This is a genomic window from Pseudoduganella sp. SL102, assembly GCF_027856995.1.
In the GTDB taxonomy this organism is placed as follows: domain Bacteria; phylum Pseudomonadota; class Gammaproteobacteria; order Burkholderiales; family Burkholderiaceae_D; genus Rugamonas; species Rugamonas albidiflava.
In genome coordinates this window covers 2,647,406-2,671,566 of sequence record NZ_CP115554.1, presented here as the reverse complement: position 1 = coordinate 2,671,566, position 24,161 = coordinate 2,647,406, and the positions used below count along the sequence as shown (strand labels likewise).

General features: G+C 56.5%; 25 protein-coding genes and 2 pseudogenes. 2 read left to right on the top strand and 25 right to left on the bottom strand.

What is annotated here, in order from left to right:
* Nucleotides 1–4: 4 nt before the first annotated feature.
* Genes OU994_RS11445 through OU994_RS11430 form a run of 4 tightly spaced genes read right to left on the bottom strand, consistent with a single transcriptional unit; the run spans nucleotide 5 to nucleotide 2,301 of the window.
* Nucleotides 5–601: a hypothetical protein gene (locus OU994_RS11445; protein ID WP_281610829.1), complete on the bottom strand. Its 597-nt coding sequence runs from the start codon at nucleotides 599–601 to the stop codon at nucleotides 5–7.
* A gap of 48 nt (nucleotides 602–649) precedes the next feature.
* Nucleotides 650–1,213, bottom strand: a complete 564-nt coding sequence (locus tag OU994_RS11440; protein ID WP_281610828.1) for a hypothetical protein — start codon at nucleotides 1,211–1,213, stop codon at nucleotides 650–652.
* Nucleotides 1,188–1,553 (bottom strand): hypothetical protein, encoded by a 366-nt coding sequence (locus tag OU994_RS11435; protein WP_281610827.1) that lies wholly within the window; start codon nucleotides 1,551–1,553, stop codon nucleotides 1,188–1,190. The genes OU994_RS11440 and OU994_RS11435 overlap by 26 nt, the downstream gene beginning before the upstream one ends.
* A gap of 10 nt (nucleotides 1,554–1,563) precedes the next feature.
* A complete protein-coding gene (locus OU994_RS11430) occupies nucleotides 1,564–2,301 on the bottom strand; it encodes a hypothetical protein (protein WP_281610826.1) in 738 nt (245 codons plus the stop codon).
* 369 nt (nucleotides 2,302–2,670) lie between these two features.
* On the opposite strand from OU994_RS11430, the gene OU994_RS11425 reads away from it, so the two are divergent.
* Nucleotides 2,671–3,153 carry a GNAT family N-acetyltransferase gene (locus OU994_RS11425; protein ID WP_281610825.1) on the top strand — a complete coding sequence of 161 codons (483 nt, stop codon included), beginning with the start codon at nucleotides 2,671–2,673 and terminating at the stop codon, nucleotides 3,151–3,153.
* Between the two features lie 57 nt (nucleotides 3,154–3,210).
* Here the strand turns inward: OU994_RS11425 and OU994_RS11420 are convergent, their stop codons facing one another.
* The 21 genes and pseudogenes from OU994_RS11420 to OU994_RS11335 form a co-directional block, all read right to left on the bottom strand.
* Nucleotides 3,211–3,819, bottom strand: coding sequence for a hypothetical protein (locus OU994_RS11420; RefSeq protein ID WP_281610824.1), 609 nt, complete (start codon nucleotides 3,817–3,819; stop codon nucleotides 3,211–3,213).
* Nucleotides 3,820–3,833: 14 nt separating this feature from the next.
* Nucleotides 3,834–4,520, bottom strand: coding sequence for a hypothetical protein (locus tag OU994_RS11415; protein ID WP_281610823.1), 687 nt, complete (start codon nucleotides 4,518–4,520; stop codon nucleotides 3,834–3,836).
* Nucleotides 4,521–4,876: 356 nt separating this feature from the next.
* A complete protein-coding gene (locus OU994_RS11410; RefSeq protein WP_281610822.1) occupies nucleotides 4,877–5,398 on the bottom strand; it encodes a DUF3304 domain-containing protein in 522 nt (173 codons plus the stop codon).
* Nucleotides 5,399–5,634: 236 nt separating this feature from the next.
* Nucleotides 5,635–6,057, bottom strand: coding sequence for an HD domain-containing protein (locus OU994_RS11405; protein ID WP_281610821.1), 423 nt, complete (start codon nucleotides 6,055–6,057; stop codon nucleotides 5,635–5,637).
* Between the two features lie 124 nt (nucleotides 6,058–6,181).
* Nucleotides 6,182–6,634 (bottom strand): hypothetical protein, encoded by a 453-nt coding sequence (locus tag OU994_RS11400; RefSeq protein ID WP_281610820.1) that lies wholly within the window; start codon nucleotides 6,632–6,634, stop codon nucleotides 6,182–6,184.
* Nucleotides 6,635–6,999: 365 nt separating this feature from the next.
* A pseudogene (locus OU994_RS31735) lies at nucleotides 7,000–7,260 on the bottom strand (DUF3304 domain-containing protein); the annotation flags it as partial.
* 848 nt (nucleotides 7,261–8,108) lie between these two features.
* A pseudogene (locus tag OU994_RS11395) lies at nucleotides 8,109–8,637 on the bottom strand (phage baseplate assembly protein V); the annotation flags it as partial.
* Between the two features lie 101 nt (nucleotides 8,638–8,738).
* Nucleotides 8,739–9,701 (bottom strand): hypothetical protein, encoded by a 963-nt coding sequence (locus tag OU994_RS11390; protein ID WP_281610819.1) that lies wholly within the window; start codon nucleotides 9,699–9,701, stop codon nucleotides 8,739–8,741.
* Between the two features lie 179 nt (nucleotides 9,702–9,880).
* Nucleotides 9,881–10,345, bottom strand: coding sequence for a phage baseplate assembly protein V (locus OU994_RS31645; RefSeq protein WP_307731869.1), 465 nt, complete (start codon nucleotides 10,343–10,345; stop codon nucleotides 9,881–9,883).
* Nucleotides 10,342–11,439: a phage late control D family protein gene (locus OU994_RS11385; protein WP_307731923.1), complete on the bottom strand. Its 1,098-nt coding sequence runs from the start codon at nucleotides 11,437–11,439 to the stop codon at nucleotides 10,342–10,344. Before OU994_RS11385 ends, OU994_RS31645 begins: the two co-directional genes overlap by 4 nt.
* A gap of 126 nt (nucleotides 11,440–11,565) precedes the next feature.
* On the bottom strand, nucleotides 11,566–12,261 hold the full coding sequence (locus OU994_RS11380) for a hypothetical protein (RefSeq protein ID WP_281610818.1): 696 nt from the start codon (nucleotides 12,259–12,261) through the stop codon (nucleotides 11,566–11,568).
* Nucleotides 12,262–12,314: 53 nt separating this feature from the next.
* Nucleotides 12,315–12,749, bottom strand: a complete 435-nt coding sequence (locus tag OU994_RS11375) for a DUF3304 domain-containing protein (protein ID WP_281610817.1) — start codon at nucleotides 12,747–12,749, stop codon at nucleotides 12,315–12,317.
* 208 nt (nucleotides 12,750–12,957) lie between these two features.
* Nucleotides 12,958–13,365, bottom strand: a complete 408-nt coding sequence (locus OU994_RS31730) for a DUF3304 domain-containing protein (protein WP_373922613.1) — start codon at nucleotides 13,363–13,365, stop codon at nucleotides 12,958–12,960.
* 127 nt (nucleotides 13,366–13,492) lie between these two features.
* Complete coding sequence (locus OU994_RS11370; RefSeq protein WP_281611624.1) at nucleotides 13,493–14,167, bottom strand: phage late control D family protein; 675 nt, start codon at nucleotides 14,165–14,167, stop codon at nucleotides 13,493–13,495.
* A 213-nt stretch (nucleotides 14,168–14,380) separates the two neighbouring features.
* Nucleotides 14,381–14,830, bottom strand: coding sequence for a hypothetical protein (locus OU994_RS11365; RefSeq protein ID WP_281610816.1), 450 nt, complete (start codon nucleotides 14,828–14,830; stop codon nucleotides 14,381–14,383).
* A complete protein-coding gene (locus OU994_RS11360; RefSeq protein ID WP_281610815.1) occupies nucleotides 14,817–15,800 on the bottom strand; it encodes a type VI secretion system Vgr family protein in 984 nt (327 codons plus the stop codon). The genes OU994_RS11365 and OU994_RS11360 overlap by 14 nt, the downstream gene beginning before the upstream one ends.
* Nucleotides 15,801–15,809: 9 nt before the next feature.
* Nucleotides 15,810–17,825 carry a DUF2235 domain-containing protein gene (locus OU994_RS11355; protein WP_281610814.1) on the bottom strand — a complete coding sequence of 672 codons (2,016 nt, stop codon included), beginning with the start codon at nucleotides 17,823–17,825 and terminating at the stop codon, nucleotides 15,810–15,812.
* Entirely contained in the window at nucleotides 17,825–18,286 is a 462-nt protein-coding gene (locus tag OU994_RS11350) for a hypothetical protein (protein ID WP_281610813.1), read from the bottom strand. The genes OU994_RS11355 and OU994_RS11350 overlap by 1 nt, the downstream gene beginning before the upstream one ends.
* Nucleotides 18,287–18,293: 7 nt before the next feature.
* A complete protein-coding gene (locus OU994_RS11345) occupies nucleotides 18,294–19,166 on the bottom strand; it encodes a DUF4123 domain-containing protein (RefSeq protein ID WP_281610812.1) in 873 nt (290 codons plus the stop codon).
* A 2-nt stretch (nucleotides 19,167–19,168) separates the two neighbouring features.
* Nucleotides 19,169–22,036 carry a type VI secretion system Vgr family protein gene (locus OU994_RS11340; RefSeq protein WP_281610811.1) on the bottom strand — a complete coding sequence of 956 codons (2,868 nt, stop codon included), beginning with the start codon at nucleotides 22,034–22,036 and terminating at the stop codon, nucleotides 19,169–19,171.
* Nucleotides 22,037–22,038: 2 nt separating this feature from the next.
* On the bottom strand, nucleotides 22,039–23,088 hold the full coding sequence (locus tag OU994_RS11335; protein ID WP_281610810.1) for a hypothetical protein: 1,050 nt from the start codon (nucleotides 23,086–23,088) through the stop codon (nucleotides 22,039–22,041).
* Between the two features lie 203 nt (nucleotides 23,089–23,291).
* On the opposite strand from OU994_RS11335, the gene OU994_RS11330 reads away from it, so the two are divergent.
* On the top strand, nucleotides 23,292–24,131 hold the full coding sequence (locus tag OU994_RS11330) for a M15 family metallopeptidase (protein WP_281610809.1): 840 nt from the start codon (nucleotides 23,292–23,294) through the stop codon (nucleotides 24,129–24,131).
* The last annotated feature ends 30 nt before the right edge of the window (nucleotides 24,132–24,161 follow it).

The following is a 24,161-nucleotide window of genomic DNA, read 5'->3' as shown; positions in this document are numbered from 1 at the left end:
GGCCTTATGCGAGATGGCGATACAGCTGGACCGCCGCCACGACGATGACGAAGCCAAGCACCCCGCGCCGCCACCACGTTCCCCATGCAATGCGGGCGTTGCCTGGCCCGGGCGCATCAGCCGCATGCAGATCGGCCTTGTCGTCGGGGTGGATGTACACATCGTCGAGCGAACGATAGGTTTCGCCTTCGTCACCGCGCACGCGCGCGCCAAGGTAGCCCGCCAGCTCGATCATCAGCGCGACGAAAGGCTCGCTGGGATTCTTCGTCCACAATTCGCCATCGTCCAGCCATAGCGCCTCGCTGTCGTCTCCCAACTCGGGCTGGCCCAGGCACCACTCCTTCGCACCCGGGATGATTTCAAGCCGCCCGGTCATGGGCACGATGGCACTGCGCACTTCGTCCTCCGTGATCGGCTGCCGGATCCCTGCTTCGGTGCGCAGGATGGTGACGTGATAACCCACTTTATATTTTGCCCTTTCGATGACTTGTCGCTGCTGAAGCCAGGCCTCGGCGCTTCGATAACAGGACAACTGGTCCCGCACCGGATCGACCAGAGCCCGGCTGGCGTTTTTGATGGAGTTAGCCACCGCATGCAGCAAGTCTATTGCACCACGCTGCGTGCACGGACTCGGCAACGGACTACACTACTAGTATTTCTTGGTGCATGACGTGACGGCATTGTGCACCCAATGCATGTTCGTCAGAGTACGCGTTTTTCTGTTGATTCTTACGTTGACGAATTCGTCGCCGCATTTCGGTCTCAAATTGATGAAGGTGTTGGCTTTCGGTGAATACACATAGATATAGAAGAGCGTGTACGTTCCCTTGCCGTCATCGATATGGTGGATCGCAAAATCCTGATAGCCATCGAAATTGTAGTCAGCGAGCTCGACATTCAGCAGATTCTCCGTATGGATGTCAATCTCATCGCCATTGACTGTTTTCCCAGTGCGAACCTCATACCTGACGACGGTTCCGTCGATCAGCACCTTGGCCGAGATACCGTTTCGGGGCGAGAATACAGTCGGGTTAGCCGCTCTTGCTTCGCTGAGCGCCAGGAGAAGACTCGCGAAAGCAAGGATTTTCAGCTGGTTCATGACATCCTGTTGATAGTGTTCGAATCGCTCAAGAACTGTTAACGGGGTTTTACCCACCAGCGGCAGCCAAGGCCGGTAGCCGTCATCGCTATACTCCTTTTCCCGCAAGCGCAACGCCCTTTTCCGTGGGTCGCGGGTAGTGGCGTGACGGTATCAGTTCGACTGTCGTATCCGGGTAAATATGGACACCCAGGTACCGGGCATCTGGCGGCACACCGGTGAGCATCGGTACATTCTTTGCCGAAACGGTGTGTCCGTTTCTCGGCATTCCAGGCGGACCATCGAGCCGCCACGTCACCTTCTTCGGCCCCGACACCAGCGCCACACCGGAAATCGAACCTCCCCCGGTCGCAGGATACGGACTGGTTGTGCCTCCAGCCTTTCCATCAATGAAGGCATCGAAAATGGGCCGGTCGGTATAGTTGAAATGGACAATGTCGAATACCATGGTCATAGGAGTACCTTTAAAAATCCCGTTGATCTGCTGTTGGCACGATCATGTATTCCTTTTGGCAGATTGACATCGGCTGATTGAACTCAGGGAAAAACTTCAGCCGCTGGCCGTCGACCCATACCATGTAGTATGCAGTTTTCAGGTAGAAATCGCACCGTTCGTCTAACTCGATACCGGCGGTTTTGCTGTCATCGATCATTTTTTCCGTCAAGTGATCGTCCAGCTTCACTCTTTCAGGATCGCTCCAGTCACTGGCCACGACGTCTACCGAGGGCGGGAAGAGTTCTTTTACGAGACTCACACCCGGGACCCACCGGCCACTCGACCTTGCAAAAACGAGGGCAACCTTCTCGATATCAGGAGAGCCCGCACAGACCATAAATTTCTTGAAGACGGCGCTGATGTACCTTTTTGAAACCGCGATTTTCTCGAATGCGATTTCATAGCCCCACGGATGACCGTCCGCAGAGGTGCGGCAGAGTTTTGCCTCGCGCAGCATCTCTTTTTCCAAGGAGCGAAGTCGGGCATTCACCCTCTTGAGTCCTTTGGTCGACATTCCCTTCACGGACACTAATCTCAATGTCTTGATGGACACGTCTTCAACCTTGCCGCGCCGCGCGGGGAGCTCGAAGGTCTTGATCGAGAATTCAAGTGAAGGTGCAAGCACTTTATCGGATGCCTGCGAACTTGCACAGAGCATAGCCAACGATAAAGCAGCGAAAATACTCAAAAGATAACGCATCATCATGTCCATTCCATTCACGCCAGTTCCCAAGCCCGGTCACCAACGAACCAGGCGTGGCAGACCACAATCCAATGTCGCAATATTAAGGGAAAATTGTCCGAATAATTTGCCACGTCAGCAATTCCAAGGGCCATTGATCCGTCGGCCGAGCCCCACCGAAACATCGCTTTTAGAAGAAGCACACGTTGCTCAGGGCGATCGACCCCCTGAGCCGCGGCTGGTGGCCCAGGTCCTCGCTCCACAGCAACCGCGGTCGTTACCAGCCGCCTGGACCCGATCGAAGGCGCCCCGTACGCTATCATCGTGCGTTTTTAACAACCGCACACTTGCGGGCCATCGCAGGCCGCGAGTGCATAAACTGGAGCGTTTACGTTGAGTCTTCATGTCATCCCCGCCAATTCCGCAGACGCCACCGTCGTCGCCTCGCTGATCACCGCCCTGACGCAGGAAATCTGCAACCGTACCAACGACCAGAGCCACTTCGACCACAACGAACCGCTGACCGCGCGGCTCTGCGCGCGCTGGATTGAGGAAGGCATTTATACCGCGCTGCTTGCGTACAGCGGTGAGCAGGCGGTAGGCGTGGTGACGATCGCCGAGAGCCATGCGCTGTATGCCGAAGGGAAGATCGGCATCATCCAGGAATGCTACGTGCTGCCGCAATACCGCAGCCAATCGGCCGGCTCGGCGTTACTGGAGGCCGCTCTGGCACTGGCGCCGCAGCGTGGCTGGGCGTGTATGGAACTGTGCACGCCGCCGCTGCCGGAGTTTGCCGGGGCGCTGCAGTTTTACGAACGGCACGCGTTCAGGGCGGTGGGCGGGAGGAAGATGCGCGTACGGTGCCGCGCGAGCTAGTCGTAACGGTCAAGTTCGCGGTCCGGACTTCACCAGCGCTGGCGAAGGCTGGCGGCTTCAGTTCATCGTCTGGCGGATCGCATCCAGGCGTTCGAACGCCGCTTGCTTGGCCCGCATATCGGCGCTGTGCAAGCCCCGGTAGATTTCCAGAAAGGTGCTTTTGCCGACCGACTCCTTGCTGACGCCACACCCGCTCAACAGCCCGTTGACGGCATGAATCCGCGCCAGTTGCTCCGTTTCCGTACGAATCATTTTCTCGAATGCCGCCTTGACTTCATCCGTCAAAGGATCGACGGGCACGTAGTACGCCGCGTTCGTCCTCGCCTCGCTATCGGCGCTGGACATGCCTTTGATGAAGACGGGCAGCACCGGTACGTCGGCACCGGTGCGACAAAGGTTCCACGCCGCGGCGATCTCCGCCCGCGGACGCAGCCGCCCGCTTTCGAGTAAAGCCTTGACGGATTCGGTGGCCCGAACTGCATTGGCCCGAAACAGGCCGTGCACGCTTTCCTCGGAACCGCCCGCCTCGACCTTCTCCAGCAAGAACTCGAATGCCCTGGCTCGTTCATCAGGGGACATCGCGGCAAAATAACTGTCATCCAGGCCATCCAGCCGCTCTTTATTGTGCATCTCGAAGAAATCGAGGAATCGCTGGTATGCATCCATGGCGTTACGTGTGTTTAGTTGGAGTAGTCGGAACGGCGAGTCGTGGTGGAATCGTTTTTCGCTCGTTCCATCGATGCGGCGAAGGCTCCCGTGTCGGGATGCACGGCATCCAGGATTTCCATGGCCTCCACCGTTGGGGCGTCCGGCCCCGTCATGCCCGCGAGGCAGTTGGCCAGCCTGTGATCCAGCGTGAGCTCGACCAGCCCGTATTCTTTTTCCTGGGCCAGCCAGACCAGCGCTGTTTTCTTCATCGAAGGATCGCTATCGTGGAGGATCAGGTACCGGCAGAAATCCCAGAACACGGGACTTTTTCCGATCGCTCTCCGCAGATAGCCACCGACCGCATGACGCCGGCGCGCCCACGACGCGTCGGACCGCATGATTTCCGCCATCATCCTTGCCAGGTACGATTCATCCCGGGTGGCCTCGTACAGCCAGTAGGGAATGAACACGAGCCCTGGCGCACCGCCCGGCAAGCTTTTCAGGCGTGACTCAAGGCAGGACACATACTGCTCGCCCAGTAGCCATTGAAGGGGGGCCACTGCTGTTGCATCGCCATCCGCCAGATCGGCGAAGAATGGCTCGACCAGCAAATGCCGCTGCTGGTCAGTCAGGGCATCGAAATCATCCCTGGCGAAGCCTTCCTTTTCTGTGGGATGCGCTGCGAGTTCGCGCAGTATCCGGTCGGCCGCGTCAACCATTGAACGCTCTCATTCGCGATCGGCTTTTAGGATCGTGCCGTGTCATTTCTGCGGGGGTATGCATTCGGGGTAGTTCTCGCGCACGTACGCTTCTTCGACGACATTGGCGTAGCGTTCATTTTGTTCCCAATAGGTCGCGCAGGCTGTGCAACGATGAAGCCTGGCGTGTAAAGCCAGGTTCACGGCCAGCTCAGGGGGGTGTTTTCCGCTGGTCCATTGGTGACGGCACACGGGGCAGCCTTTTGAATTCCAGCCATTCATCATCACAAATCTGGCATCAGTTCAGTCAATAAATCCACAAGAGTTCCAACGCAATATGACTGATGCCGACTTGAGCCCCTACATCCGACACAAGCCTACCGCTTTGGAACGGATCCCTGAGTCGCGGCTGACAAAGCAAGGGATGACTTGTTTTTTCCGGCAGAATCATATCGCATAGGAGGATCATTGACTAACGGTTTCACTGGTGGCGGGATCGGATGCTCGGGTGCGCCTCCAATCCAATCAGTCACTACTATACGTATCTCATCATTGTCAAAGAAGTGGAGATAGACGCTACCGGGTTCATCGTACTTCTTGACCTCGACCATCTTTTCCTTCCAAACATGTTCAGAGCCTTCCGGCATGTCCCATTGAACATTCATTCGCAATCCAGCGTGCCATTTGACGGGCACCACTACGCAACAAACATTTGCAATGCCTGCGCTATAGCGTGCCGCGTGTCCACCACCACTGGTGCCTACCTCCGTTGCGTAGATGTATTTGTCAGTGTGATTCACGATTCCAATCGTCGCACCGTATTCTTCAGGCCCTTCCGGTGGCGCGGCTGCGCATGCACTTAGACAGGTGGCTGCAGCTAAAAGTATGAGATATTTCATGTGCGACCGTCCTGGCAACTAAGGAAGAAATAAGCGGAGACGTGCTTCGTCTGTTCGATTGCAAAGTCGAATTACGATCGGTTGTTCAGGACGACATTTATTCCTGATGGGTCTTCGCATCATTGGAATCCTAGGCTATTCCGCCGCTGCTATGCCCTTGCTTCGGGGTACGTGGCAACTCTCAGCCAGATCCTAGCTTTCCAAAGACGGCAGTGGCGTCAGGAAACGTCGCGGCATCACTCATCGCGCAAACGGTTCAGTGCCACCACATATCGCTTTATCCTCGCCAGATCACTTTCATCTACCGTTCGCAAGCGTGAACAGTCCAGATTATCAATCAGATCGGCCATTTTTACACGCCGCGCTAGGCGGTCGGTCATCACCCGAGAGATAAAGTCCTCATAGTGCTCCCCATGCTTTTTCGTGAGGCACTGCAATGCGGCAATGATCTCATCGGAAAAGCCATGACGCTGAAGGTCACACATCGTGACGTTCGTGTCTTCCACCACATCGTGCAGCACGGCTGCAATCTGTTCACTTTCAGTCATGCATCGCTGCATGACCCGTAATGGGTGCGATATGTAAGGCGCACCTGCCTTATCGAACTGTCCTGCATGCGCTTCTATTGCGATGGAAATCGCTTTCTGCAGAGTAGACACGCTTACCTCATTTTTCTAAAACATCGGTTTGATCAAAGCTCGTCGAGCAGGATAGTCTCATCACCATTTCGCTTTGCCTTTCACGCTCCGGATTGACTCCATACCAACCTCACAGATTGAATGGTCAATTCTTAGTAGTTAACTTGCACGAGGTGTCGTCGTCACTGCCCGTATGGTGGAAGATGACCGGTTTTACGTTCTTCGCGCTTGTATAGCGTACGTATCGTCCTTGTCTATGACCGGCGCCGGTCTGAATAAACTTGTACTCCCCGGTCACTCTATTGCCCAAGATTTCTATCCTGGTGTCCTCATAATTTCCCAGATCTGGGGATTCGGTGTCTGTATCCAAGTGCGTGGAAAGTACTAGCGGGATGATCTCTTTCGTATGGTTGTACTGTACGAATGAGCCTACCTCCTTTTTCAGCTCCACGTCCACGTAGCGGCGGAATATGAGACGGACGATTTTCCCGTCATTACTCGGTGTTACGCGGACGTAGCATTCCGTTTCGGCCAGTACTTCAGCTCGCGCGGCCGTGGCGCCAAACATGGCGGCAGCGAGAACAATGTGCTTTATCATTCTGCTCCTGTATATTTATTGCTTGTCGAGAGAATCTGCGTGATGTGCGCAGCGTACGGCCCAGTGCCACGATTACACGTCTGCTAACGCATTTTTCCCAGCTTTTCCGTATGCATCAACTTTCCGCGGAGCCGTATCTAAAATCGGCCCGTCGACTCTACTGGTTATACATACACTGCTGGATCGGGATCCCTACAATGCGGCGGGATGAGAGGCCAATGGTGGATCGCTATGCTCGCGTAAGGCAACACGTCTATTGCCGCACGCATATGATCCCCTTATTTGCCGACGTTGATCACATACTGCTTCTAGCAAGAGCAATTTTGCTGACTGTAGCAAGTATCATCCTAATCTGGCTAAAGTACTTACTCTGCTTCAGGAGGTGGTGCAATAGGATGCTTCGGCGAGCTCCCGGCCCAATTTGTTACAACAATTCGTACTTCGTCATCTTGGAAAAAGTGCAGATAAAGACTTCCGGGCTTTTCATATTGCTCAACTTTAACAAGCTTCTCCCTCCACACGTGTTTGGTACCTTCCGGCATGTCCCATCGCACCAGGAACTCCAGTTTCGGATTCCACTTATCTGGTAACGTTACACAGCAGATATTTGCTACCCCAGGATTGTATTTACCAGAATGCCCCCGCCACTGTCACCGACCATGGTTGCATAAATGTACCGTCCAGTATGGTTTACGATTCCGACTTGTGCACCATAGGTGCCTGTCGAATCACTTTGTGCGTCCGCACATGCACACACTATCGAAAAGAAAACGAACGCAGCGATATATTTCATCATATCATTCCGTTTCGAGAAAATCATAAAATTTTCCCGCCTGCAGAATTCCAAAATTCATCCGATAGACAACTCACGCCAGACATATGGCCCGAAGAATACTTCGGCATGTTGGGCAGAAGTCAAAGCCGGCTGTATAGAAAGCAAAGCATCGTTCCAAAGGCTTCCTCTTCATTATTCCTTTGCGTTCCTTTTCCGAACTTTTCAGCCCTTTTGCATAATCAGACTTTAGGTGTTCCAGCTACACTGGATCATCTGATCCTTTGAAACTGGCGATTTCCTTCTTATTATACCTCACAGCCAAGCTCCAAGATTTTAGATCTATACTCCAATGGCGAGGAATTTGGTTTATCGAGGAGTTTTCGATAATTTCGCACATGCATCTCAGCGGTGTTCTTATAATAGCCCAACGTTCCCGCTGGTATTCCAATGATGGCTCAGGCCAACCTTTTATCTTGCCAAGCCAACTAGGATGATTTGGCTGATAATTGCTCGATACTACCTCTATGTTTCCTTCCTTGGTTCGCAACACCCAAAGCTCACCGACCTCACCATCAACGTACTTTGGAACGTCGACAGTATGCACTTTTGTAATCTCTGGCAGCTTGCCGTCGGCGTCCTTGGAAGCCAATAGGTGGCACGTACCCGAACCTGTATCCCAGGAAACCACTGCTTAGGTAGTCTGCCGTTGTAGACCGCGCCCACGATGATCGGCCGGTCGATGTCGTTTTCCATGAACTGCACGACGACCTCTTGCCCGATGCGCGGTAAAAACTGGCTGCCGATCCCGCCGCCGGCCAATCTCTGCGTAACGCGCACCCAGCAGGTCGCGTCGCCGCTGTCTTGCCAGTGGTAGCGGATACGCACGCGGCCCAGCGCGTCGCAATACAGTTCGTCGGAGCCGGACAGCGCCTCGCCGCCATCGGCGCCGACCATGATCGCGGTCTGCGCGCCGTGCGCGGTCTGCTTCGGATGCGCGCGGCCGTCGCTGCCCGGCAGCACCGGGCGCCAGACCACGTCGCTGGCCACCGCCTCGAAGCAGTTGGCGTAGCCGGCCTTGCGGCCCTGCGCGATGGCCAGGTCGAAATCGGGCGGCACGTCGCGCGCCACTTCCTGCAGCAGCTCGGGGATGGGGCCGAGCAGCTCGGCCAGCGCTTCAGTTGCCTTCGACGGCAGGGTTGTTCACGCCCACGCTGACGACATGCAATATCCTTAGCCAGCCAACTCTGGAACCAAGAGAATACAGCAGTAACACTCAACGCTGAATAAATCGCTATGGACTCAGTGACTAGGCAATTCTAACAAATAGCACTAATTTCTTTGAAACTTACCTGAAAGAAGTATGCGGGCTACCTCGTTTCCAGTGTCGTCTTTACAAACATACTTAACATTCATACTGCACCCTTCATTTAATTGATCAACGACCTTCCCGTCCTTAATCGTCAAGTACGCGCCACTAAACGCGTCGCGCTCGTCGCCGGTAGATTCAATATCATCAACCCTAAGAATGGATACACCATTGAACGACGGTAAAACAAGATAAACTGGGTGTAACTTTTTCAAAAATGGGTTGTCATAGTCACCGTTCGCATCGTTACGGTAACTTATGTAATTGTGGGTACCCACTACCTTTGATAACACATCACCACTATGATCATCTGCTACATACGGGTAAAAATCAGGTGCACAAACCGCAGAAACTTGCGGAATCCCGTGCTTTCTTGGAATTGCTGGCTGACATAAGTTGACATAATTAGTTAGGTTTAATGGAAGAGGCGTTACCTTCAATGTTGAATGACTTCCTGGGCGTCCAACATTCTGTATTGGCGCAACCTCACGTGTAAACATATAAAAAGTAGTCGCTTGATGCACAGCAACCATGCGATCACCCTGAATTAATATTTTCGCAAATATTCTTGAGCAATCAGAAACATCCGCCGTGTATACAGTAGTTACGCTATCAAGCTCGAACTGCAACCGATCCTTAAAGTATTTCCTGACCTCAGCCAAGCTTATCTTCTGACGTAACAAACTTTGGAAAATCCTTGAGGAATCATAGGGTTCGGCCTTAACAGTTGTGGCGCACGAAGGTGATAAGGAAAGCTTCCCATCGATAATTTGTACACTTCCAACGTGAAAGGGCTCGATAAGATTAGCATCACCAAAATATTCTTTAGCTCCGACATATTTCCAAGTGCTATTCGCCGAGGCAGCTTGTGCCATTGCCCCGAAAACAAAATTACTTACAAGCAATAAAACGAAAAACTTTCTCATCTCTCTTACCTTAGTGAGTCGAATCATATACGCTGTGCCTAAACATCTGCATTTCCGATTTTCGCCTCGTCACTGGACCCTTCGTGCCACCATTAGTAATATCAGCGAACTCATCGCATCCGCCAGAATAATCTTTGACATTAATCTTAGCTACCAGTTTTGGAAATTTTCTAAAGCCGCTAGTATGCATCAAACGCAAGGTTGCCCTGCGTGGAAATACCGTGGTCGATCGACGGCTTGAACAGCGCGGCGCCATCAGTACTGGTAGCCGCTTCGCCACCCGGCGTCGGCGCAACGCCGCCCTCGCTCTGGCCGTTGTAGACCGCGCCCACAATGATCGGCCGGTCGATGTCGTTTTCCATGAACTGCACGACCACTTCCTGGCCGATGCGCGGTAAAAACTGGCTGCCGATCCCGCCGCCGGCCAATCTCTGCGCCACGCGCACCCAGCAAGTGGCGTCGCCGCTGTCTTGCCAGTGGTAGCGGATGCGCACGCGGCCCAGCGCGTCGCAATACAGTTCGTCGGAGCCGGACAGCGCCTCGCCGCCATCGGCGCCGACCACGATCGCGGTCTGCGCGCCGTGCGCGGTCGGCTTCGGATGCGCGCGGCCGTCGCTGCCCGGCAGTACCGGGCGCCAGATCACGTCGCTGGCCACCGCTTCGAAGCAGTTGGAGTAGCCGGCCTTGCGGGCCTGCGCGATGGCCAGTCGGATGGCAGGTCACGCGACATTTCCTGCAACAGCTCGGGGATGGGGCCGAACAGTTCGGCCAGCGCTTCGGTCGCCTTCGACGGCAGGTTGTTCACGCCCACGCTGACCACGCGCAGGATCGTGTAGCCGGCCGCGTCGCCCAGGCGCTGCAGTGGTGCGCCGGTGACGGTCAATTTCGTGCCGGCGCGTAACGTGCGCACTGTCGAGCGGCCCCGCCACAGCTGGCTGCGCGCCTCGCGCGCCTGCATCTGCAGGTCGGCCCAGCGTTGCGCCTGGCCGCCATCGGCGTGTGCGTACTGGCCCGGTGTGTCGAACGATTCGAGCGGCGGCAGTTTGGTGCCGTTCGACAGCCACGATGGCGACGCGGCCGCCACGGCCTTTTTCGACATGTAGTCGTAGCTCAGCGTCGTGCTGCTGGACGGGCCCACGCTGCGCATCGAGGCCAAGGCCTGCACGGTGTCGCTCTGCTCGCGCGAGTGGGCGCCGTGGAAGCGTATGCCCATGCCCGCGCTGGACGGATCGTCCGGCACGCCGCTCGTGCTGCTGCTGTCGGCGAACAGCACCATCGACGGGCCATCCTCGCCCTGCTCGAAGCGCCAGGCCAGGGCTTCCTCGGCCAGTAGGCGCTCGACGAAGGCCAGGACGGTCTCGCGGTACTGGCAGCAGTAGCTGCGCGGTGTCGCTGCCTCCATGAACGGCATGACTTCGTCGCTCCAGCGCCAGCGCGCGGCCGCGCCGTGATCGCCGAATACCGCGTCGACGATGTCGGTCACGCTCATGTCTTGCCACACGCGACTGTTGCGCGCGTGCGCCAGGCGCCAGATCCAGTGGGAGATGCGGACACGGTAGCGGGCCACGCCGCCTTCGCTGCCCAGCTGGGCGAATTCGCTGACCTCGCCCGCGAAGGTGGTGCGCGTGCCGTCCGCCAGGCTGACCTGCAGGCTGGCCGGCTGGCCCAGCAGCGAAGGCAGCTCGACGAACGCGCTGGTGGAGACGGCGATCACATCGCGCGCGCCTATTCTCTGCACCAAGTCAGGCGATTATCTTTCAACGGCTAATTTTGCGTGAATCGTCTTCCCGGCATACCGGGACATGACTGACGCGCCGAAGTTTGGGTCGGTGATGAGTAGGTCACAGCGCAGAATTCCGATTATTCACCTTTTAATTATATACTCTTTCATACAATTGGAATTGGTTTGAGTAAATTCGGGAGAAAGCACTAATCTCTTACCGTCAACCCAAACCGAATAAGGCGTATTCTTCAGATAAAATTCACACTCCTCATTACTGCTGATGCCTTCCGCCTCACTGTCAGAAATCATTTGCTCTATCGATTCCTCGTTAAGCTCTACCTTACCTTCATAACTAGGCTTGATAACCGCAGCAGACACAAACTTCTTTATCAAATTCTCTGCCGGAATTAATGCTCCGTTTAGCCTTGAAAATACCATGGGAACCTTCTCGATATCAGGAGAGCCGGCGCAAACAGTAGACCTTTCGAAAACAGTGCTTATATAATCCTCTGAAACCAAGATTCTTTTAAACTCAAGGTGAAAACCCCAAGGATGACCTTGGGCACAAGAACCACAGAGCTTCACCTCGCGTGGCATATTTTTCTCTTTTTCCAGGAGTTGTACAGTAATCTTATCAAGAATCTTAGGCTGCAAACCTTCGATGGCGATAATTTTAAGAGTTTCAACGGATACACTTGATGTCGGGCGGCTTACACCTAGGTTTTTTGCTTTACCTAAGACGAACTTGACTGAGGGAGGAGCTGCATTGTCAAGAGCCGTTGAATGCTGCGACACTACGCCCAAGCACATGGCGATAAAGAAACGAATCACTTTCATAAAGGATAGGGGTTTTTACTAGCGGTAGGTTCGATCATAGATTAGTGTAAGAATCATTGAACTGGTGTTTTTACAGGCGGCTGAATAGGATGTTTCTGCGAGCCACCTGCCCATTTAGTTACGACGATACGGACTTCATCATTGGGGAAGATGTGTAAATAGAGACTACCTGGCTCATCATACCTCTCTACATCAACCAACTTCTCCTTCCAGATATGCTTGGTACCCTCCGGCACATCCCAGTGCACATTGAATCGCAAACCGGCATGCCATGTTACTGGCAACATCACGCAACAAACACTTCCAACGCCTGCGCTATAACGGCCGGCGTGTCCACCGCCATTATTTCCAACTTGTGTCGCATAGATGTACTTGTCTGTATGATTTACAACTCCAATACTTGCGCCATACATCTCGGCTTGATCCTGCTTAGCGGCCGCACACGCACTTAAAATCATGGCCCCACCTAAGACTGTGAGATATTTCATGTTAGCTTTCATCTAATTTTATAATATTAGAGGCTCGCTTTGTCCCAAAATTCGTCAGTTACATTCTCAATCTGGGCCGCATAATCCGCCCCTGCCCTCACATTACGAAGCAGTTTTGAAATTCTGGTAAAGTTTGGAATCTTGACCGAAGCACGGGAAATGGAACGTCCTGCGGAGTTGCTTCGATCATAGCGTTAAGGGATTAGGGTTAGTTCGATGGCTCATCTCGAGGCTGAATCGGATGCTTCAATGAGCCTCCGACCCAATCAGTTACGACAATGCGGACTTCGTCATTGGGAAAAAAATGTAAATATACACTACCGGGTTTTCCATATTTTTCCACTATCACTTCTTTTTTCTTCCAAATATGCCTAGTACCTTCAGGCATGTCCCATTGCACCATTAAGCTTAGTCCCGAGTGCCATTGCAAGGGTAATGTTACACAGCACATATTTGCAATCCCCGCGCTATAGCGTGCAGCGTGCCCACCTGCGTCTGATCCAACGCGCGTAGCATAAATGTATCTATTCGTGTGGTTTACAATACCAATGCTCGCATTGTAAGTGTTCAACTGCGCCGACTCTGCGATTGCACAAGCGCTAAGACAATGTGCCATCATAAATATGAAAAAAAATTTCACAAACGCTACCTTCGATATAGTTTCTTAAAAGTTCAACCACGAGCATCCTGCCAGAATGTGTGTGGCAAGGCATCAATTTCGGATGAGTAGTCTGCACCCTCCCTTACGTTTCCCAAAAGTCTCTGAAAATCGGGCAAGGTAGCAGGTTGTTCACGCCCACGCTGACCACGCGCAGGATCGTGTAGCCGGCCGCTTCGCCCAGGCGCAGCAGGGGTGCGCCGGTGACGGTCAGGCGCGTGCCGGCGCGCAGCGTGCGCACCGTCGAGCGGCCGCGCCACAGCTGGCTGCGCGCTTCGCGTGCCTGCATCTGCAGGTCGGCCCAGCGTTGCGCCTGGCCGCCATCGGCGTGCGCATACTGGCCCGGTGTGTCGAAGGATTCGAGCGGCGGCAGTTTGGTGCCGTTCGACAGCCACGACGGCGACGTGGCCGCCACGGCCTTCTTCGACTTGTAGTCGTAGCTCAGCGTCGTGCTGCTGGACGGGCCCACGCTGCGCATCGAGGCCAGTGCCTGCACGGTGTCGCTCTGCTCGCGCGAGTGGGCGCCGTGGAAGCGTATGCCCATGCCCGCGCTGGACGGATCGTCCGGCACGCCGCTGGTGCTGCTGCTGTCGGCGAACAGCACCATCGATGGACCGTCCTCGCCCTGCTCGAAGCGCCAGGCCAGGCCTTCCTCGGCCAGCAGGCGCTCGACGAAGGCCAGGTCGGTCTCACGGTACTGGCAGCAGTAGTTGCGCGGTGTCGCCGTTTTAGCTAAACAGCTCCGAGTGCAGTATCGTATCCATATCCTCTTGATATTGCCGCTCTACGCTCTGCACTTCCTGCACTGAAATAATATTTTTCGCAAGTAAAAACCACTGCGTTCGGGTCAGGTCTACGTCTGAGCAGTAATTAGCGAACTGTGCGTACCGCCAGAGCCTTGGTCAGACCCGTAGTGCTGCTGGGGAATAGTACACCGCCAAGCCGTCCTTAACCCACTAAAAGCTATGTGTGACTAATATTTTCTCGTGCAAGCCGTCGGAACATTATGGACGTAGTACATATGCGTAAGGGTATGCCCCTTCTTATTACGCACTAAGTTGGCAAACATATGGCCACATTTAGGGATTAACTCAACGAACGTATTGGCTTTCGGAGAATATACGAAGATATAGTGAACAGTATAAGTTCCCATGCCGTCGTCTATATGAAATACGGAAAAGTCCTTATAGCCATCAAAATTATAATCAGCCAACACCAGCTTCAGCGGATTTTCAGTCCGCGTAACATATTCATGGGAGACAACACTACCCGCCTTCCTTATTTCGTAGTCAACCCGCGGTCCTTCGATAGTAATACTGACTGAAACGCCCCTAGTGGGTGAGAAAACTGTTGAATCAGCGCTTTTCGCCTGACCAAGCCCAAATCCGAAGACAGTGACGATAAAAATTTTAAGGATAGTCATGCGAACTTAATGACGCGAGAAGTTTATGATAATCGGCGGTTTCCGATGGCAGGTTGTTCACGCCCACGCTGACCACGCGCAGGATCGTGTAGCCGGCCGCTTCGCCCAGGCGCTGCAGCGGTGCGCCGGTGACGGTCAGGCGCGTGCCTGCGCGCAGCGTGCGCACCGTCGAGCGGCCGCGCCACAGCTGACTGCGCGCCTCGCGTGCCTGCATCTGCAGGTCGGCCCAGCGTTGCGCCTGATTACCATCGGCGTGCGCGTACTGGCCCGGTGTGTCGAAGGATTCGAGCGGCGGCAGTTTGGTGCCGTTCGACAGCCACGATGGCGACGTGGCCGCCACGGCCTTCTTCGACTTGTAGTCGTAGCTCAGCGTCGTGCTGCTGGACGGGCCCACGCTACGCATCGAGGCCAGTGCCTGCACGGTGTCGCTCTGCTCGCGCGAGTGGGCGCCGTGGAAGCGCACGCCCATGCCCGCGCTGGACGGATCGTCCGGCACGCCGCTGGTGCTGCTGCTGTCGGCGAACAGCACCATCGACGGGCCATCCTCGCCCTGCTCGAAGCGCCAGGCCAGGCCTTCCTCGGCCAGCAGGCGCTCGACGAAGGCCAGGTCGGTCTCGCGGTACTGGCAGCAGTAGCTGCGCGGTGTCGCTGCCTCCATGAACGGCATGACTTCGTCGCTCCAGCGCCAGCGCGCGGCCGCGCCATGCTCCCCGAATACCGCGTCGACGATGTCGGTCACGCTCATGTCTTGCCACACGCGGCTGTTGCGCGCGTGCGCTAGGCGCCAGATCCAGTGGGAGATGCGCACGCGGTAGCGGGCCAGGCCGCCTTCGCTGCCCAGCTGGGCGAATTCGCTGACCTCGCCCGCGAAGGTGGTGCGCGTGCCATCCGCCAGGCTGACCTGCAGGCTGGCCGGCTGGCCCAGCAGCGAAGGCAGCTCGACGAACGCGCTGGTAGAGACGGCGATCACATTTTAGCTTTATCGCCTTTTCGACTCAGCGTCGTCGGTCGAGTCGCGGACAGCTTTCTTGATCCACACGATGCCCGAATCAAGGAGTCGTTCCGCACCGTCTGCAGTTTCAGCTAGCAAAACACTGGCAGCTTCACTAGTTTTGCTGGCACGCTGTTGAACATCATTGACTGCCGTAACAGCAGCAGCTTCGGCGTCACGGGCAAGCTTCTCCGCGTAAGTAGCCGCCTGTTCAGCACGTTGCTGGGCGACGCCCGCGGCATGTTGAGCAGTATTTGCAGCCTCATCAATCACTTCAGAGCCGAATTTCTTGGCATTCAAGAGTTCTCGCCGCGCTACATCTGCAGCCTCAACGGCCTTCCGTTTGGCCAGCAAGGCTTTTTCACGCGCAGCCTGCGCAACGGACTCGGTAGTCTGTCTGACAGCCGCAGTCGTACTATCAACAGCTTTTGTGATAGTTTGCTTACTTCGCTCAATGCCATCGTTCACAGCATTTCGGATTGGTATTGTCTTAGTATCTAACCAATTACCAGCCACTGCCCAAACGCTAATCGTGGACTCAAGCACTTCACGCGCGGAAAAATAGCTAAATGGATCGCCTAAATTTACAATGAAATCCACTTTTGAATCGTGAACATACTGAGCCACAAAATGAAGCACCCCATCAGGCGCGTTTGAGTCCCAGCATTCGAGTTGCCAATCCTGAGGCTTCACAAACTGTGCATAACTGTTAGCTACTCCCCCACCGATCCTGACTGCCTTACCCAGACGCGATGCAAAGCGGTATTTCCCAACTTCCCAAGCCATTCCCTTCGGGCCGATGTATTTATATTTATCCTCCTTGAGCCTGCGCTGCCCCGGCGTTTCCATTCCTCTCCGATGCATTGTGCCGTACGCACTATAGAGCAGTTTCATATGCTGTTTAATCTGCCCTTCAATTGGCCCGGAGGGAGAACCCACGTATGCCATGTACCTTCGGTAGCTTTCTGCCGTTTCGTTTCGGCATTCAAAACGAGCCGTGAAACGTTCCCGTCTAGTACGTGCAATTTCGCCATAACTTCGCAAGCGCACTCCGGCTCCAACGGCCTCAGCCATCATGTCACGCATAGGTATGCGCGCATAATTGTTATCAATTCCTTGCGCTGTTGGTTCATATCCGCCTCCAACGTCTGAGTGAACACCCGGATAAAGTTTTTCAACCCACCCCCCTTGGAGCTTTCCATTTTTCCGAATTAGATCCACAGGAAACGCAAAGCGCACCTCGTGCGCAGCCACATAATGAACGCAACGCTCAACTTTCGGTGATACTAGGAGTTCGCGCTCGGTAAAAGGAGTTCGCGCATTCTGAGATGGAACTCCAAAAGAGGCTACGGTATCGAACACCCCTAAGAAGTTAATCCGGAGCGGATATCCTGAGTAAAGCAAACTCCCCGCCCCATCAGTACACTGCTTTATTATTCTATTTGTGAATGCTCTAGCCAGCGCAGCGCCTCGGGAAAACCCGAAGACGGATATGCTTATGGTTTTTATTAATCTATGGCGCCCTAGTGCACGGTTTAGTTCGGAAAAACTTTTATTTCCCGCTTCATTTGCATACTTTTCGAGATCGCCTCCTTGCTTTTGCGCGTTCAGGATAAGAAAATCGCGCAGTCGGTCGTTGACTCGTGCATACCCGAACTCCATGCGCCTGTCCCCGCCAGCCCCCAGACCCATGCCTGGCAACCCATCCTCAATCATTGCAGACTTTGCTGCCAACCAATTTGGCAAGGTGCCGTTAAACTTTGTACCGACACCCGATATGTATATCGAGTAAATTCCTTTGGCTGGATCATCGACAGCAGCATCGAACATACGGCCAATGTTACTCCAACTGGCAGTAGCTTCGTCTGCATCAAGATTATTTCCAGTTCCGTCAAAGAAAATGGATATATGAACTACATCTCGGCAGTCCTGATAAGGACCAGGCGCCGCTCCCTCAACATCACGATTAGCTGAAATTGCAGCACGAACGTCGTCCCCGGACATTATTTACTCCGCTTTGACGCCGAAGAAATACCTCTTTCAGTCGCCCGTGGATAATGGCGCGACGGAATAAGCTCAACAGTTTCGTCCGGATATATATGGATACTCAAGTACTGGGCATCATCTGGAATATCACTCAAATGAAGCGAATTCTTCGCAGAAACTTTCTCTCCGTTCCGCGGGGCGCCAGCAGGGCCATCAAGGATCCAAGACACTACTTTAGGACCAATGCTCAATGAAACGCCTGAGATCGTGCTGCCACCGGTTTCTGGGAAAGGATCCAAGCTACGGCTCGCCTTTCCATCAATGGACGCGTTGTAGATGGGTCTGTCCAAATAGTTAAAATACACGATATCAAGAGTTACAGTCATTTTTGGCGCCCCGCAGGCCGATAAAGAAAATATCAAAAACGTCGTAGCAATAAAAATCCGACGAGAAAACATAATAGGCAGCTTCGTAAGCATACATGTATCAAGGTAAACTTTTCATAGCATCGTCAAAAGTTAGCTCCTTGTCGCGCACCCTATCTAAAAGTACAGCAATATGTGGATTAGGCTCATTATCGCGTTTGCATATAAGCATTAAGCATACGTAATTCACTAAATCTCGCATCGACTCGAGCCCGATTTCGCGAGCGCTAAACAAACTAGTCCTTACGAATTCGTACTGCGCGCGTTTACTCATCCCATATAGCAGATACGGTTGGTTCAGATCTACGAAATATAGCAGATTATCTGGCAGGCTCGCTTCGACCAATTGATCTATCTGTGTTTGACTGAGCTGGAAGGGGGCACTCTCAACAATTTCAGCTCCTGAATTAAATTGGATCTCATGAATAGTTTCGTTCCGGTCCCAGTACCACCACCGTTGAACTACGCCTGCAAAATAGCTTCGTTGCTCGATGGTAAGAACGGGGCCTGGCACATGCAGTGTCAAGTCGTCTTGCTGGCCGAGCAGCGTCCCCAGGATAGCTGGGTCCCAAAAGGCGAAGAACATCATATCGCCATCGGGGAGAATGATTTCTGCGCACGACTTAAGTTTGGCTAATAACGGACTGAACGACAACAAACTTGTGATTACTGTTATGCTTGGTGTCTTGGACGAATTTCGCGCAATCCACTCCCAAGCTTTTATTCCTCTACCGGGCGGACCCAAGTCCACCAGATGAGGGGACTTCCTAGCTAATGGGCTTCCAGGTTCCGCGTCGAATAATGAACGGCTCGGCCTACTGAGCACTTCCGGCAACGAAGCGTCTTGCGCGCTGTCCGCTATCGCGTACCAATAAAGCTGAGAATTGCCACTTGCTACCTCGCCGCAGATTTCGATGAAGTGTCGAGCGGACATTCTCAAGCCCCTTTATTGATAAAGGCGGTACGCTGTGCGGCTCGCTTTGCAAGACATTCGACGCAGACGGATTGTGGCATGATTGGCAATTTGTAGGAAAAATCTTCGGGCGCTATAAAACTCTTCTTCGCCGCATGCACCATGATCTTTCCGGGGCACTGCACGGTAATATTCCCACCCTCAATGGTGATATTCGCACCATCCGCCGTCGACAAACTGATCTTCTTGGCCGCCGCCCAATCAATATGCGCATTGGCACTGGCGATATTGACCTCATCCCGCGCCTGCACTTTTAAAACATCCGCCTGCGCCTGCACATCGATCGCATCCTTGGCAGCAATGACCTTCAGCCCGGCACCTTCCGCGCCCGGCTTGACAGCGCCAGCCAGCATGCCGATAGCCTGCCCGGTCTGCAAGCGCATCTGCCCACCCGTCACGAACTGCGAATCCTGCCCACTCATCAGGTTGACGGTCTCGCCATTCGACAATTGCATGGCCTGCCCGGCAACGACAGCCAATCCAGCCTTGGCGGAAATGGCAATGACAGCATCCGTGGCATGCGGCACCTTGCCATCCCCAGGACTGATATTCCTGGAAGCGGCATCACCCTGCGCGGCATCAAGACTATCAGTAGCAACCATTCCTGACACCGCAGTAAGAAGAGCAGCCAAGGGCGCAGCCTTCTCATCGACCACGCTGGACGAAGCCTTCGCCGCCCCAAGATGAGAAGCCAGCCCCACCGTCTCATGCGTCACAGCCGCTTTACTGAACGTCTCGCCCAGCTTGACCGCCTGCTTCATCAGCGCGATACCCGCTGCGTTGTCGCCTACGGGATCACGGGCCGCCGCGCCATGAGCAATCTTGTAGCTCGACACCAGCAAGCCAGCGCCACCGCGCACGGCACCATAGGCATCGGTGCGCAGTTCGGCGCCATGGCCGCGCAGCGAGCCACGGTAGTTGTCGGCAGTATGGATCAGGTGCCCCAGATTGAGTTCGGTCGCAGCGGAAGTCGTGCGCAACTGCACCCGGCCCTGGGAATCCGTGTCATCGAACACCAGCTGGTTGTAGCCCGCGCCGCCGAATTCCTTGGTGCGTACGCCCCACTGCGCCGTGGCGTTGCGGTGGCCGGCGTCGTCGCCCGAGGCGCCGTGCCATACGGGAGCATTGCCGCCAGCCAGGTTGCCCTGCGCGGAAATACCGTGATCATTTGCCGGCTTGAACAGCGCGGCGCCATCGGTACTGGTAGCAGCTTCGCCACCGGGCGTCGGCGCAACGCCGCCCTCGCCCTGGCCGTTGTAGACCGCCCCCACGATGATCGGCCGGTCGATGTCGTTTTCCATGAACTGCACGACCACTTCCTGGCCGATGCGCGGTAAAAACTGGCTGCCGATCCCGCCGCCGGCCAATCTCTGCGCCACGCGCACCCAGCAGGTGGCGTCGCCGCTGTCCTGCCAGTGGTAGCGGATGCGCACACGGCCCAGCGCGTCGCAATACAGTTCGTCGGAGCCGGACAGCGCTTCGCCGCCATCGGCGCCGACCACGATCGCGGTCTGCGCGCCGTGCGCGGTCGGTTTTGGATGCGCGCGGCCGTCGCTGCCCGGCAGTACCGGGCGCCAGATCACGTCGCTGGCCACCGCTTCGAAGCAGTTGGCGTAGCCGGCCTTGCGGGCCTGCGCAATGGCCAGGTCGAAGTCGGATGGCAGGTCACGCGCCATTTCCTGCAACAGCTCGGGGATGGGGCCGAACAGTTCGGCCAGCGCTTCGGTCGCCTTCGACGGCAGGTTGTTCACGCCCACGCTGACCACGCGCAGGATCGTGTAGCCGGCCGCTTCGCCCAGGCGCTGCAGCGGTGCGCCGGTAACGGTCAATTTCGTGCCGGCGCGTAACGTGCGCACTGTCGAGCGGCCCCGCCACAGCTGGCTGCGCGCCTCGCGCGCCTGCATCTGCAGGTCGGCCCAGCGTTGCGCCTGGCCGCCATCGGCGTGCGCGTACTGGCCCGGCGTGTCGAACGATTCGAGCGGCGGCAGCTTGGCGCCGTTCGACAGCCACGATGGCGACGTGGCCGCCACGGCCTTCTTCGACTTGTAGTCGTAGCTCAGCGTCGTGCTGCTGGACGGGCCCACGCTGCGCATCGAGGCCAGCGCCTGCACGGTGTCGCTCTGCTCGCGCGAGTGGGCGCCGTGGAAGCGTATGCCCATGCCCGCGCTGGACGGATCGTCCGGCACGCCGCTGGTGCTGCTGCTGTCGGCGAACAGCACCATCGATGGACCGTCCTCGCCGTGCTCGAAGCGCCAGGCCAGGCCTTCCTCGGCCAGCAGGCGCTCGACGAAGGCCAGGTCGGTCTCGCGGTACTGGCAGCAGTAGCTGCGCGGTGTCGCTGCCTCCATGAACGGCATGACTTCGTCGCTCCAGCGCCAGCGCGCGGCCGCGCCATGCTCCCCGAATACCGCGTCGACGATGTCGGTCACGCTCATGTCTTGCCACACGCGGCTGTTGCGCGCGTGCGCCAGGCGCCAGATCCAGTGGGAGATGCGGACACGGTAGCGGGCCAGGCCGCCTTCGCTGCCCAGCTGGGCGAATTCGCTGACCTCGCCCGCGAAGGTGGTGCGCGTGCCGTCCGCCAGGCTGACCTGCAGGCTGGCCGGCTGGCCCAGCAGCGAAGGCAGCTCGACGAAGGCGCTGGTCGAGACGGCGATTACATCGCGCGCGCCCACGCCCTGCACCAGGTCTTCGGCCACGAAGGCCTCGACCAGCAGGCCGCCGGCGCCAAGCTCCAGGTTACCGTCGCCCACGTCCAGCGCATACAGCCGCGTGACGCTCGAAAACTGGGCCAGTGCGGCCCGCACTTCATCGATCAGTTCGCCCGCCATGGTCAACCCGATATCTCGGCCACGGCAGGGCCTTTGCAGTCGTTTCGTGGCTTGGAGGCACTCTCGCACGGCTGTGGGGGGCATTTGGCCGCAGCTTGCGGTGCGCAGCGCTTGCTATCGGTGGCAGGCTTGGCTGCGCGCGGCGCCGGCGAAGCTTTCGAATGGGCCAGCAGCGCGGCCAGCAGCGCCGCGTCGGTGTCGACTTTCGGCGTGATCTTTGCCGGCGTTTTCTTCTTCGCTGCGGCGATAGCGGTTTTCTTTTCCCGGGCGGCCTTGGCCCTGGCCTTGCGCTCGGCCCTGGCGAGAGCGACCTTCTTCGCGGCAGCCTGCCTGCTGGCGGCGGCCTTGTCGGCCACTTTCACCGCATCGGCCTTGTTCGCCGCTTTCGCCGCATCGCTCTTGTCAGCCGTTTTCGCCGCATCGTCCTTGTCGGCTACTTTCACTGCTTCGCTCTTGTCGGCCGCTTTCGTCGCATCGCCCTTGTCCGTCACTTTGGCGGCGTCGTCCTTCGCGGCCGAGGGCTTCTCCAGGAATGCCGTCAGCTCATCCTTGCCATTGTCGCCGGCTGGCGCACGCGCCGCCAGAGCGGTCGCCGCGACAGCCGCACCCGCGGCGGTACCAGCCACTGCGGCACCAGGCACCTCGTCGAGGATCGTCGCGGCGCTGACGTCGGAATCGGCCGCGACGGGCGCCTGCTCGGGGGCGGCTTCCTGCACAGGCTCGTCGGCCGAGGCTCCGGAACTCGTTTCGGGTACCGGTGCGGGGACGGCTTTCTGCACGGGCGCGGCGGGAGCGGCGGCGACCTGCACGGCGTTGCCGGCACTGTCCTGCTGCATGGCCCACGCCAGCGCGCCACCACCCAGCACGACCACGGCGGCGATGCCGGCGGCCATGCGGCCCTGTTTGCGCCGGGCATGCGTCGAGCCGGACGGGCTCGCGCGGCCATCCAGCTTGCTCAGGATGCTCTGGTCTTCGCCCGCAGGGGCCTGCTGCGCCTGCTCGGGGAGAAGGCTGGGCCGGCTGGTGCGGCCGGGTTCTTCGTTTTGCGGCAAAATACACTCCCTTATTATTTTATGCATAACTTTACGCGATTTATATAACCCCTGGCGCAAAATATGCAAGCAGGAATCGCGCGTGCGCGCAGTCCCCTGTTCCGCACAATATTATAAGCGACCGATTATCATTAGATTAAGTTATACTTCGGGGCAATCATTTTTCCAACACCATCGGCTACCCTGTAGAAAACGGGCCTAACGTGCTGTTCGTCGCTGTCACCCTGTATTTTCTGCTCGCTTGCCTGGTCAGCTGGCTGCTGCTGTTCCCCTCCGGCCGCGCACTGGTGCTCCAGGCGCTCGCCGGCACGGGGAACCGGCTCAAGCGCGGCTGGCGGGCGGCCGCGCAACGGGAGAGCCGACGGCTGGATGCGATCGGGAATACGTCCGGTGCCTCGCTGCGCGAGGCCGGGGCGTTCATCCGGCGCCACTACCTGTTGTGCCTGGGCGGTGCCCTGCTGCTGGGTGTGCCGCCGCTGATCGCGTTGACCAGTGGCAAGCATGCGCAGCTGAGCGGTTTCGAGGAATCGTCGCGCGAGGTGAACACGCAGGTGGCGACGCTGCTCGAAGGCGAACAGCTGGTGCCGCCGCCTGCCCTGCCGCCGTTGGCGTTCGCCAGCGCGGAAGTGCAGAAGGAACGGCCGATGATTGCTTCGGCAAGCCGCGACTGGGCGCTGCTCAATGCGGCCTACCAGCAACGCCTGCTGCACGTGTTTCGCATCATGAAGGAGCAGCACGGCTACGAGATGGCGATCCTGGAAGGCTATCGCAGCCCGCAGCGGCAGGATGCGCTGGCGGCGATGGGGCCAGGCGTCACCAATGCGGCGGCCTTCCAGAGCTGGCACCAGTACGGGCTGGCCGCCGACTGCGCCTTCGTGCGCAATGGCCGCATCGTCATTTCGGAAAAGGATCCGTGGGCGATGCGCGGCTACCAGCTGTATGGCGAAGTGGCGGAATCGCTGGGCCTGACCTGGGGCGGGCGCTGGAAAATGATGGACCTGGGGCATACGGAGCTGCGCGTGCCCGGCGTGATGAAACGTTGAAGCACATAATGAACAAGGAAACAGGAGAGT